Annotated in this window: 8 protein-coding genes; 3 read left to right on the plus strand and 5 right to left on the minus strand. The window is 72.1% G+C overall.

What is annotated here, in order from left to right; translation table 11 throughout:
• Positions 1-50: 50 nt before the first annotated feature.
• Positions 51-1028 (minus strand): helix-turn-helix domain-containing protein, encoded by a 978-nt coding sequence (locus JOL79_RS05875; protein ID WP_230984359.1) that lies wholly within the window; start codon positions 1026-1028, stop codon positions 51-53.
• A gap of 106 nt (positions 1029-1134) precedes the next feature.
• Positions 1135-3210 carry a putative bifunctional diguanylate cyclase/phosphodiesterase gene (locus JOL79_RS05880; protein ID WP_372446725.1) on the minus strand — a complete coding sequence of 692 codons (2076 nt, stop codon included), beginning with the start codon at positions 3208-3210 and terminating at the stop codon, positions 1135-1137.
• A 369-nt stretch (positions 3211-3579) separates the two neighbouring features.
• Between JOL79_RS05880 and JOL79_RS05885 the strand changes: the two genes are divergently transcribed.
• Positions 3580-4986: a glycoside hydrolase family 6 protein gene (locus JOL79_RS05885; RefSeq protein WP_210154604.1), complete on the plus strand. Its 1407-nt coding sequence runs from the start codon at positions 3580-3582 to the stop codon at positions 4984-4986.
• Between the two features lie 112 nt (positions 4987-5098).
• On the opposite strand, the gene ligA is transcribed toward JOL79_RS05885, so the two are convergent.
• Together ligA and JOL79_RS05895 are read right to left on the minus strand one after the other, a co-directional pair.
• Entirely contained in the window at positions 5099-7291 is a 2193-nt protein-coding gene (gene ligA, locus JOL79_RS05890; protein WP_307848343.1) for an NAD-dependent DNA ligase LigA, read from the minus strand.
• Between the two features lie 293 nt (positions 7292-7584).
• The gene (locus tag JOL79_RS05895) at positions 7585-8589 is read right to left on the minus strand and encodes a methionine synthase (protein WP_307848344.1); all 1005 of its coding nucleotides are present in this window, start codon (positions 8587-8589) and stop codon (positions 7585-7587) included.
• A gap of 19 nt (positions 8590-8608) precedes the next feature.
• On the opposite strand from JOL79_RS05895, the gene JOL79_RS05900 reads away from it, so the two are divergent.
• Positions 8609-9241 (plus strand): MBL fold metallo-hydrolase, encoded by a 633-nt coding sequence (locus JOL79_RS05900; protein ID WP_210154606.1) that lies wholly within the window; start codon positions 8609-8611, stop codon positions 9239-9241.
• 49 nt (positions 9242-9290) lie between these two features.
• Here JOL79_RS05900 and mnmA read toward each other — a convergent pair whose 3' ends face one another.
• Positions 9291-10376 (minus strand): tRNA 2-thiouridine(34) synthase MnmA, encoded by a 1086-nt coding sequence (gene mnmA / locus JOL79_RS05905; RefSeq protein ID WP_269143719.1) that lies wholly within the window; start codon positions 10374-10376, stop codon positions 9291-9293.
• 113 nt (positions 10377-10489) lie between these two features.
• Between mnmA and JOL79_RS05910 the strand changes: the two genes are divergently transcribed.
• Positions 10490-11530, plus strand: coding sequence for a DUF695 domain-containing protein (locus JOL79_RS05910; protein ID WP_210154607.1), 1041 nt, complete (start codon positions 10490-10492; stop codon positions 11528-11530).
• The last annotated feature ends 51 nt before the right edge of the window (positions 11531-11581 follow it).

Below are 11581 nucleotides of genomic sequence, written 5' to 3' on the forward strand. Positions count from 1 at the left end.
ATCAGCATCCGGCGTCCGGCGGGCGCCTGTCGTTGATCCGCGGTGCAGCCTTATTGACCGTGGGCGTCCTGTTCCGCTTCGGCGAACGCTCGCCGGTACGCGCCCGGGGGCATCCCGTAGGCCGCTTTGAACGTCCGGCTGAAGGAGGCGGCGTCGGCGAACCCCCACCGCGCCGCGATCCGCTCGACGCTCTGCCGGGCCAGCCGGCCGTCGGTGAGATCGGCGCGGCACCGCTCCAGCCGCTCCCGCCGGATGTGCCCGCCCACGGTCAGCCCGTCCTGCTGGAAAAGACGGTGCAGGTAGCGGACGGAGATGTGATGGGCCGCGGCGATCGACGACGGTGACAGGTCCGCCCGGCCGAGATGCCGCTGCACGAACGCCTTGATCTCCCGCGTCAGCACGCGCTGCCGCGTCTCCACCGGCACCGTGCGGGCCCGGTCGATCGTCCCGGCGAGGAAGGCGGTGGCCAGGTCGATCAACGCGGCGCCGAGAGGGGCGCACTCCACGGGGGCCAGGCTGTCCGCCTGATCCACCACATCTTCCAGCATCCGGGCGAGCAGGACTCCCACGCCTCGGCGCGACGGCAGCGGACGCGCCGCGTGGCGGCGCAGGAGTTGTTCGGGCAGCGGAAACGTGCTGCGGGTCAGATCCAGCTGGACGGTGCGCGCCAGGCCGCCGGCCTCCAGCGCCTCGGACCGGAAGGGCCGCGAGGGATCCTGCAGCACCAGGTCGCCGATATTGAGCTCATGGCGGTCGCGATCCTGCTCGATCCACAACGACCCGCCGCTGATAAGCGTCAGCGTCCACACTTCCGGATCGGAACGACGGATGAGCCGCTGCGTACGGACCGCTCTCATGCAGTCGAACTCCGGCGCCGTCACCGTCACCGGCCCCAGCTCGACGACTTTGACCGCGGCCCGGTAATCGCCGGCGTGATCGCTGCTGAGCAGGGTGGGGTACATCTGCCGCGCGGTCAGGTCGCACCACCACGGAAACCGCTCCGCGGCAGGCAGGTCCTCACTGCGCATCTCGATCAACGCCGCATGGTCCTCACAGAGATCGATACAAGGAGACACTCATATAGTCAGGATCAGCGGCCGCCAAACCGATAGTCAACGGAATCCGCCGCAACCGTCAGAACGAGCTCGCGCCGGCGACGGCGCCGCCGGTGTCGCGGTCGCGGAAGGCGCGGCTGAGCCGGCCGCGCAGCCACGTGGTCGCCTCGTCCGCCGGCATGGGCATGGCCAGCCACCACCCCTGGCCGGCGTGGCAGCCCATCTCGCGCAGGCGCGTCGCGATCTCGTGCGACTCGACCCCCTCGGCCACCGAGCGCAGCCCGAGCGACCGGACCAGATCGATGATCGACCGCACGATCCGCTCGTCGTCGGACGACTCCACCAGCCGCCGTACGAACGAAGCGTCGATCTTGACCTCGGCCACCGGGAGCCGCTGGAGCCGGACCAGCGACGAGTAGCCGGTGCCGAAGTCGTCGAGCGAGAGCTGGATGCCGAGCCCGGCGAGCGTCCGGATGGTGTCCGCGCTGTAGGCCTGGTCGGTCATCAGGATGCGCTCGGTGACCTCCAGCTGAATGGCCTCCGCGGGCAGTTCCAGCCGCGCCAGCCCCGTCTCCAGCTGATCGCGCAGGCCGGAGTCGAGCAGGTCGCGGGCCGAGATGTTCACCGAGATCGGCACCCTGATCCCCGCGTGCCACCACCGCGCCGCCTGCCGCAGCGCCCGCTGGATGACGTGCCGGGTGAGCTCGCGCATCAGGTACGACTGCTCGGCGAGCGGGATGAAGTCCACCGGCGACACCGGCCCGCGCGTCGCGTGGCACCAGCGCAGCAGCGCCTCCACGCTCTCCACCCGGCCGTCCTCCAGGCTGACCTTGGGCTGGTAGTGGAGATCGAGCTCGTCGGCGTCGATCGCCCGCCGCAGATCACCGAGCAGGCTCAGCCGCTCCGGCGAGTTGCGGTCCTTCGCCGGGAGGTAGAACTCCACCCCGGTGCGGCCCTCCTTCGCCAGATACATGGCCACGTCGGACCGCTGCAACAGCAGCTCGAAGTCGGGCGCGTGGTCGGGGTAGAGCGCGATGCCGATCGAGGCGTCCAGGTCGAAGGTCATCCCCTCCAGACGGACCGGCTCAGTGAGCGCCACCCGCAGGCGCGACGCGACCTCCTTGGCCGCGTGGGCGTCCCTGATCGACGGCAGGAGCACGGCGAACTCGTCGCCGCCGAGCCGGGCGACCACGTCTCCGGGGCGCACGCTGTGCGTGAGGCGGTGCGCCACCAGCTGCAGCAGCCGGTCCCCGACCGGATGGCCAAGGGTGTCGTTGACCTCCTTGAACCGGTCGAGGTCGAGCAGCAGCAGACCCACCCGCTCGTCGCCCCGCGCCTCGGCCAGCGCCTCCTCCGTACGGAGGATCAGCATCTTGCGGTTGGGCAGACCGGTGAGGCCGTCGTGGGTGGCCTGGTGGTCGCGGCGCAGCGAGAGCGTGGCGGTGAAGTAGACGGCGGCCAGGGGCGCGATGAACAGCGGAACCAGGGCCGGCGAGTGCGCCATCACCACGACGACGAGCGGGGCGAGCCCGAGCAGCGCGGTGTAGACGAGGGCCTGCGGCCCCACTGAGGCCCGCAGCACCCGGCTGACCGGCCGGCGCTCGTGCAGGGCCACGGCCCCGCAGACCAGCGCCGCCCGGACGGCGAAGTAGGCGGTGCCGGCGATCAGGATGGCCGGGATGTCCATCCCGTCCGGCGTCCACGGCGCGTCGGGCCGGGCGCGGACGCCGAACAGGCCGAACGTCACGGCCGCGGCGGTGCAGGCGAGCGTCACCTGCGCCAGGTTGAACGCGACGCGGTGCCACGCCCTGCGGTTGAGGAGGCCGCTGACGACGACGGCGGCGGCCTGGAGCAGCGCCGCCTCGGGCAGGCCGTGGTGCATGAGCACGGCGAACGTGAACATCGTCGAAGCCGGGGTGCCGCCCACGAGGGTGGAGGAACTGACCATGACGGGCCGCAGCTCGCCCAGGACCACCAGGACGGCGAGCATCCAGAACAGGGGGGCGCGGACCACCAGGGCCAGCTCACCGTCGCCGAACCGCACCAGCGCGACCGCGAGGGCGGTGCCGCCCGCGGCGATGACCGCGGTGAGGTAGGCCCACAGGGGCGTACCCGGCCGCGGCCCGGTGTCGCGCGTGTCTATCGGCACGGCCAGGGCGGCGTCCGCGGCGGGCAGCAGGGCGCGCGGAAGCCCGGTGAGCGGCAGGTGGCCGCGTGTAATCGTCATAGGTAAGAAACCCCCCAAGAGGTCACTATGGGAGAGTACGACCTCTGGACCACTTCGCGGAACCGGTTGGGCACAGTCCGTTACCGCCAATTTTTCGTCAATGGCGTGCGAGATCCCCGATCTCACAGTTTGCGGTGAAAGTTTCACTAAGCGCCACGAGGCATAAGCCCACCTAGCAGCGCCTATTACGTTTGGTTGCCCAACTTATCCAGGGGTGCCCTATGGAGACCCCGAGGGGCTTCCTACGATCCGAGGCAATGATGGGAGCGCTCCCACACTACTCGGACGGAGTATTCCATGTCTCGCAGAAGGCCCCTGTGGGCGTCCCTTCTCGCTCTGGCGGCCACCGCCGCGGCGGGATCGGTCGTCTTCGCATCCTCCGCCGCGCAGGCCGCCGACTCCCCGTTCTACGTGGATCCGCAGACGAACGCGGCGAAGTGGGTGGCGGCCAACCCCGGCGACAGCCGGACCCCGGTGATCCGGGACCGCATCGCCGCCGTGCCGCAGGGCCGGTGGTTCGCGAGCTACAACCCCAGCACGGTCCGCTCGCAGGTCGACGCGTACGTCGGAGCCGCCGCGGCCGCGCAGAAGATTCCGATCATGGTCGTCTACGACATGCCCAACCGCGACTGCGGCGGCGCGAGCGCGGGCGGCGCGCCCGACCACGCGTCCTACCGCGCCTGGATCGACCAGATCGCGGCCGGTCTCGGCGGCCGTCCGGCGACGATCATCCTTGAGCCCGACGCGCTCGCGATCATGCCGAACTGCATGAACTCCTCCCAGCAGGCCGAGGTCCAGGCCTCCATGGCGTACGCCGGAAAGAAGTTCAGGGCCACCTCCTCGAACGTCAAGGTCTACTTCGACGCGGGCAACGACGCCTGGGTGGGCGCCTCCGACATGGGCAACCGGTTGCGGGGCGCCGACATCGCCAACAGCGCGGACGGCATCTCGCTCAACGTCTCCAACTACCGGTACACCTCCGGCGCGGTCTCCTATGCCAAGAGCGTCCTCTCGGCCACCGGCGCGTCCTGGCTGAAGGCCGTGATCGACACCAGCCGCAACGGCAACGGCCCGGTCGGCACCGAGTGGTGCGACCCGAGCGGCCGCGCCACCGGCACCTGGAGCACCACGAACACCGGCGACTCGGCGATCGCCGCCTACCTGTGGGTCAAGCCTCCGGGTGAGTCGGACGGCTGCATCGCGCCGGCCGGCCAGTTCGTCCCGCAGCGGGCCTACGATCTGGCGATCGCGGCGCCGCCGCCCACCAACTCGCCCAGCCCGTCTCCCTCGCCGAGCCCGAGCCGCTCCCCCTCGCCCAGCCCCAGTCCCTCGGCCAGTCCCTCGGCCAGCCCTTCGGCCAGTCCATCGGCCAGCCCCTCGACCTCGCCGACCCCCGGCGGCGCGAAGTCGTGCGCCGCGACCTACCGGATCGTCAGCCAGTGGCAGGGCGGATTCCAGGGTGAGATCGCCGTGACCAACACGGGCTCCTCGGCGATCAGCGGCTGGACCGTGAACTGGACGATGCCCGGCGGCCAGTCGATCACCCAGTCGTGGAACGCCAACCTCACCGGCAGCACCAGCGTCACGGCCACGAACCTGAACTGGAACGGCAACCTCGCGCCCAACGCGAGCACGACGTTCGGCTTCCTCGGCAACTCCAGCGGAACCCCGGGGACCCCCTCGGTGGCCTGCTCCGCATCCTGATCATCGTGTAGTTCAGGGTAGGTAGTTCAGGGTAGTTCAGGCGTGCCGCACGGCCCCGTGCCGTGCGGCACGCCCTTTCATGTGGCCGGGCCGGGGACGCCGGGGCGCGCTGTCACTCCTCAGGGGTGACGGCGACCGCGCGGGCCGCCTCGGGGCCCTCGCGCAGCAGCGTGCGGAAGCCCTCCTCGTCGAGGATCGGGACGCCGAGCGTGACGGCCTTGTCGTGCTTGGAGCCCGGGTTCTCCCCCACGATCACGAAGCCGGTCTTCTTCGACACAGAGCCGCTCACCTTGCCACCCAGGCGGGTGATCGCCTCGGCGGCCTCGTCGCGGCTGAACGCGGCGAGCGTCCCGGTGACGACGAACGTCAGCCCCTCCAGGGTGCGCGGCCCTTCGTCGGCCGGGGTCTCGTCGGCCATCCGGACGCCCGCCGCCCGCCACCGGTCGACGATCTCCCGATGCCAGTCGACCTCGAACCACTCCTTGATCGTGGCGGCGACGCGCGGGCCGATTCCCTCGACCGCGGCGAGCTCCTCCTCCGAGGCGGCGGCGATGGCGTCGATGGAGCGGAACTCGGTGGCGATGGCGCGGGCGGTCGGCGGCCCGATGTGCCGGATGGACAGCGCCACCAGCACCCGCCAGAGCGGCTGCTCCTTCTTCTTCCGCTCCAGCTCCTCCAGCATCTTCTCGGCGTTCTTGCTGGGAGCTCCGGAGATGGTGGCGAAGAAGGAGACGATCTTCTGCTCGCCGGTCTCGGGGTCGGTCTTCGGCAGGCCCGTCTCGGGATCGCGGACGACCGACCTGATCGGCAGCAACTGCTCCATCGTGAGGTCGAACAGGTCGGCCTCGGTCCGCAGCGGCGGCTCCTGCGGCGGCAGCGGCTGCGTCAGGGCGGTGGCGGCGACGTATCCCAGGCCCTCGATGTCGAACGCGTTGCGCCCGGCGGCGAAGTAGATCCGCTCGCGGAGCTGGGCGGGGCAGGCCCGGGCGTTGGGACAGCGCAGGTCGGCGTCGCCCTCCCGCTCGTAGGCCAGCTCCGTGCCGCACTCCGGGCAGTGGGTCGGCATGACGAAGGCCCGCTCGGAACCGTCCCGCAGGTCGGTCACCGGGCCCACGATCTCGGGGATGACGTCGCCCGCCTTGCGAAGCACCACCGTGTCGCCGATGAGCACGCCCTTGCGCTCCACCTCGGAGGCGTTGTGGAGGGTGGCCCGCTCCACGGTCGAGCCGGCCACCACGATCGGCCGCATCACCCCGAACGGCGTGACCCGGCCGGTGCGGCCGACGCCCACCTGGATGTCCAGGAGCGCGGTGGTGACCTCCTCGGGCGGATATTTGTACGCGACGGCCCACCGGGGGGCCCTGCTGGTGGACCCGAGCTGCCGCTGCACCGGAATGCGGTCGACCTTCACCACCACGCCGTCGATCTCGTACTCGGGGTCGTGGCGATGGTCGTTGTAGTAGTCGATGAACCCGCGGATCTCGTCGAGGGTGCCGACCACCTTGTAGCGGTCGCTCACCGGGAGCCCGAAGCCCTTGAGCCGGTCGTACATCTCCGACTGCGTCTTGGGCGCCTCGGCGCCCTCCCACTTGCCGACGCCGTGGACGATCAGCCGGAGTGGTCGCTGGGCCGTGATCCGGGGGTCCTTCTGCCGCAGGGAGCCGGCCGCGGAGTTGCGCGGGTTGGCGAACGGGGGCCGGCCCGCGTCCATGAGCTGTTCGTTCAGCTTGCGGAAACCCTCGACGGGCAGGAAGACCTCCCCGCGCACCTCGATCAGGTCGGGCACGTCGTCGCCGGTCAGCCGGGCGGGGACATCGCCAAGCGTGCGGATGTTGGGGGTGATGTCGTCGCCCGTGCGCCCGTCGCCGCGCGTCGCGCCGCGGACCAGGCGCCCCTTCTCGTAGACGATCGCCACCGCCAGACCGTCGATCTTGAGCTCGCACAGGTAGGGCCCGGGGTCGGCCTCGATCAGCCGCTCCGCGCGGGCCTGCCAGCCGGCCAGGTCGTCGTGGTTGAACGCGTTGTCCAGGCTCTCCATCCGCTGCAGGTGAGCCACCGGGGCGAACTCCGTGGAGATCGGCGCCCCCACCCGCTGGGTGGGCGAGTCGGGAGTGCGCAGGTCGGGATGCGCCTCCTCCAGCTCCAGGATCTCCCGCATCCACAGGTCGTACTGCGCGTCGCTCACCGTCGGCGAGTCGAGCACGTAGTAGCGCCAGTTGGCCTCGTCCAGCAGCTCGGCGAGAACGGCGTGCCGCTCCCGCGCCTGCGATGGAGCGCCCTCCGCCTCGTTCAGGTGATCGGTCACGTCGCCCGTCTCCCCTCGTCAACGACCCAGGGAAACCGTATCTCCGGCGACCGACAGTTCGCCTCCCCGCGGCCGGAGACGGTGCGGGAGCCGCGCCGAGGACGTGGGCGGCTCCCGCCGATCCGATCCACCCGAGACCCGCTCCAGACCATCGCGGATCCCCGTAGAGAAGGAATCACGCACTACGGTAGACGGCGCTTCACCGACTTTCACCGCGTTTTCCGCCGGGGTTCGCTCCGGGTTCGCACCGGGTTCCGCGCCCGGTCCGCGCTGGGGTCCGGCGGAGGCCGCGGTCACTCCCCGGGGTCCTCCCGCAGCACGCGGGCCGCCTCGCGGCAGCGGGCCAGCGCCGCCCTGGCGTACGCGGGCGACGCCCCGGCCAGCCCGCAGGCGGGGGTCAGCACGACCTGGGCGGCCAGGCGCGCCGGGGCGAAGCCGAGACGCCGCCACAGCTCGACGGCGGGCTTGGCCACCACCCCGACGTCCGGGAGGCGGGTGTCGGTGCCCGGCACCACGCCCAGGAAAAGGGCGGTCCCGGCCTCGACGGCCTCGCCCAGGTGGTCCTCGTCGCGGCGCCGCAGCATGGCGGCGTCCACGGAGACGCCCCGCGCCCCGGCCGTACGGACGACGTCGAAGGGCAGGCCGGGCGCGCAGCAGTGCACGATCGGGAACGCGGGCGCGAGCGCGTCGATCACCGTACGCAGGCGTTCTCGCGCGACCTGGGGGTCGACGGCGGGCAGCCGGCCGAAGCCGGAGGCGGTCCGGACGGTGCCCGCCAGCACGCCGGGCAGCCCCGGTTCGTCGAGCTGGACGACCGGCTCTGCCCCGGGGACCCGGCGCCGGACGTCGGCGACGTGGCGGCTCAGCCCCTCGGCCAGCGACTCGGTGAGGTCGCGTACGGCTCCCGGGTCGGAGAGCAGCTTGTCGCCGTGCCGGAGCTCGACGGCGCCGGCGAGCGTCCACGGGCCGCACGCCTGGATCTTCAGCGGGCCCGTGTATCCCTGGGCGACCTCCTCCAGGCCGTCCAGGTCGCGCCTGAGGTGGTCGAGGGCGCGCTGGAGGTCCCGGCCGGGCCGGTCGGAGACCCGCCACCCGGACGGCTGCACCTCCACGGGCAGCTCGACCAGCAGGCCTGCCGTCCGGCCGATCATGTCGGCGCCGACGCCCCTGGCGGGAAGCTCGGGGAGGTAGGGCATGGGAAGCTCGCCGAAGGCCGTTCTGAGCGCCTCCATATGGTCGTCGCCCGGGTACGACCCCACCCCGGTGGCCGTGGCCTCGCCCCATGGGTACTCGTTCACGGGGACTAGCTTAGGGATTATGAAACTCACCAAACTCGGGCACGCGTGCTGGCGGCTGGAGAAGGACGGATCGACGCTGGTCATCGACCCCGGGAGCTTCAGCGGCGAGTCGCTGCTCGACGGCGCCGACGCCGTGCTGATCACCCACGAGCACTTCGATCACGTCGACGCCGAGCTGCTGCGGGGGGCCGGTCCCGGCCTGGAGGTGTGGACCTGCCAGGCGGTCGCCGACGTCCTCGCCGGCGTTCCCGGCACGGTGCACGTGGTGCGGGACGGCGACCGGTTCGAGGCGGGCGGGTTTCAGGTGAGGGCCGTCGGCGAGACGCACGCCAAGCTCCTGCCCGACGTGCCGCAGGTGCAGAACGTCGGCTTCCTCGTCGACGAGGAGGTCTTCTACCCCGGCGACGCGTTCACCCCGCCGGGCGCCGAGGTGCCGACGCTGCTCGTGCCGACCAACGCGCCGTGGATGAGGCTGGCCGAGACGATCCTCTACCTGCGTGAGGTGCGGCCCGCCCGTGCCTACTCCACCCACGACGGGCTGCTCAACGAGATCGGGCTCGGCCTGATCGACAACGTCCTCGCGGGCGAGGCCGGACGGCAGCGGGCCGACTTCCGCCGGGTGCCGGTGGGCGAGTCGGTCGAGCTGCCGTAGGTCCCCGCGAGTCCTGTGGGACTCCGGGGTCGTCCGGGTCCCGGTCGCGTCAGGACGCCGACGCGATCGTGGCGGAGCCGATGACGACGTCGCCGTCGTAGAGCACCGCCCCCTGCCCGGCGGCGACGCCCGTGGCCGGGGAGCCGAGCTCGATGTGCAGCTCGCCCCCGGACATCTGGGCGCGGCAGCCGTACACCTCTCCGTGGGCGCGCAGCTGCACCGCGCACGCGATCGGCTCCCGCGGCTCGGGCGCCGGCCCGTTCCACACCGGGCGCTCGCCTACCACGCTCCGCACCTCGAGCGAGCCGCGCGGGCCGACGGTCACGGTGTTGGACACCGGCTCGATCGACAGCACATATCTCGGCCGGCCGTCGGGCGCCGGGCGGTCGATGTTCAGTCCCTTGCGCTGGCCGACGGTGAAACCGAACGCCCCCTGGTGGGTGCCCACGACCCGGCCGGTGAGCGCGTCGACGACCGGCCCCTCCTCGGCGCCGAGACGGTCGGCGAGGAACGCCCGTGTGTCTCCGTCGGCGATGAAGCAGATGTCGTGGCTGTCCGGCTTGTCCGCGACGGTCAGCCCCCGGCGGGCCGCCTCCGCACGCACTTCGGCCTTCGTCGATCCGCCCAGCGGGAAGATCGCGTGCGCGAGCTGCTCGCGGGTGAGCACACCGAGCACGTACGACTGGTCCTTGCCGGAGTCGACGCTGCGGCGCAGCACCCCGCCCTCCAGCCGCGCGTGGTGACCGGTCGCCACGGCGTCGAAGCCGAGCGCGAGCGCCCGGTCGAGCACCGCCTCGAACTTGATCTTCTCGTTGCAGCGCAGGCACGGGTTGGGCGTGCGGCCCGCGGCGTACTCGCTGACGAAGTCCTCGACGACGTCGCGGTGGAACCGCTCCGCCATGTCCCAGATGTAGAAGGGGATGCCGATGACGTCGGCGGCCCTGCGGGCGTCGCGGGCGTCCTCCAGCGTGCAGCATCCCCGCGCACCCGTCCGGTACGACTGGGGGTTGGCGGAGAGGGCGAGATGGATGCCGGTGACGTCGTGGCCGGCATCGGCGATCCTGGCGGCGGCGACGGCGGAGTCGACGCCGCCCGACATGGCGGCGAGCACCCGGAGCCGTGGTGTGGGACCCATAACACTTCGAGATTACCCGCGCGGCGGCTCGTCCGGTGTCGCCTGCGACCGGTGGGACGGGGCGACCGCGCCGCGTTGGCACGGCACGGGCCGGGCTGCGAGGATGCGGGGTCATGCGACTGTTCGGGCGCAAGGGCGGGCCGGCCGAGCCGGCCGAGGCCATCGCGGACTTCTGGGAGTGGTGGGGGCAGAACCGCCCCCGGGTGGACGAGCTGGTCGAGGCGGATGAGGCCGAGGCGCTGGCCGACCTGGTCGGGCCCGCGGTGACCGCGATGCGGGAGGCGCTGGTCTGGGAGATCGTCCCCGGCCGTACGGCGGGGCACGCACTGGTGGTCAGCGCCTCGGGCGACCCCGAGCTGCGGCCCTTCGCCCACCGGTGGGCTCTGGCGGCGCCCCCTGCGGACGACCGGTGGGAGTTCCACCCGTCCGTGCAGCCCGCCTCCCGGCCGGCGGAGCTGACGGCCGAGGTCGGCGGCCGTGAGTTCGGGCTCGACCGGATGGTCATGGGCCTGCGCGTGCCGCCGGGCACGCCACGCGTGGACCTCTCCGCCTTCCACCCGATATTTCCGGATATCGATGACGACAGCCGGCTGGAGGCCACCATGCTGGCCCTCGACTGGCTCCTGGGCGAGGACGAGGTCGCCCGCTGGGTCGGCGAGATCGTCGCGGCCGAGTTCGAACCCATCGACGCCATCCCGGCGATCCACCTGCCCGCCGTCGTCGCCGACGTGGCCGACGGCTTCAAGGACGAGCAGTGGGCGCTGCTCGAAGGCCGCACGGCGACGGGGGGCCGGCTGGCCGCCGTCGCCCGGTATCCCCTCCGGCCGGTCGACCACCCGCTCTTTGACCAGCACATCGCGATCACCCTGCCGTACCGGCAGGCGGACGACGACGGGCTGCCCGCGGGGACCTCTCTCGCGACGCTGCGCGACCTGGAGGAGGCGCTGGGCGAGCGTCTGCGCGCGCTCGGCTCGGCCGTGCTGGCGGCCCACCTCAGCGCCGACCGGAGCCGGGTGCTGCACGTCTACGCCGATCCGGCGGGCGACGCCGCCGAGGCCGTCCGCGAGCTGGCCGCCACCTGGGAGGAGGGCCGCGCCCAGGTCGAGGTGTCCGACGACCCCTCCTGGAGCGCCGTCGCGCACTTCCTCACCTGACCCGGCCCTGAGCCCGCCCTGAGCCCGCCCTGAGCCCGCCCTGAGCCCGCC

It is taken from the genome of Microbispora oryzae, from assembly GCF_017896165.1.
In the GTDB taxonomy this organism is placed as follows: Bacteria; Actinomycetota; Actinomycetes; order Streptosporangiales; family Streptosporangiaceae; genus Microbispora; species Microbispora oryzae.

What these genes read in the sequence shown, in the direction of transcription:
- JOL79_RS05875 (WP_230984359.1), bottom strand. Translation starts at nt 1,028, where the DNA reads ATGCGCAGTGAGGACCTGCCTGCCGCGGAGCGGTTTCCGTGGTGGTGC.
- JOL79_RS05885 (WP_210154604.1), top strand. Translation starts at nt 3,580, where the DNA reads ATGTCTCGCAGAAGGCCCCTGTGGGCGTCCCTTCTCGCTCTGGCGGCC.
- JOL79_RS05900 (WP_210154606.1), top strand. Translation starts at nt 8,609, where the DNA reads ATGAAACTCACCAAACTCGGGCACGCGTGCTGGCGGCTGGAGAAGGAC.
- mnmA (WP_269143719.1), bottom strand. Translation starts at nt 10,376, where the DNA reads ATGGGTCCCACACCACGGCTCCGGGTGCTCGCCGCCATGTCGGGCGGC.
- JOL79_RS05910 (WP_210154607.1), top strand. Translation starts at nt 10,490, where the DNA reads ATGCGACTGTTCGGGCGCAAGGGCGGGCCGGCCGAGCCGGCCGAGGCC.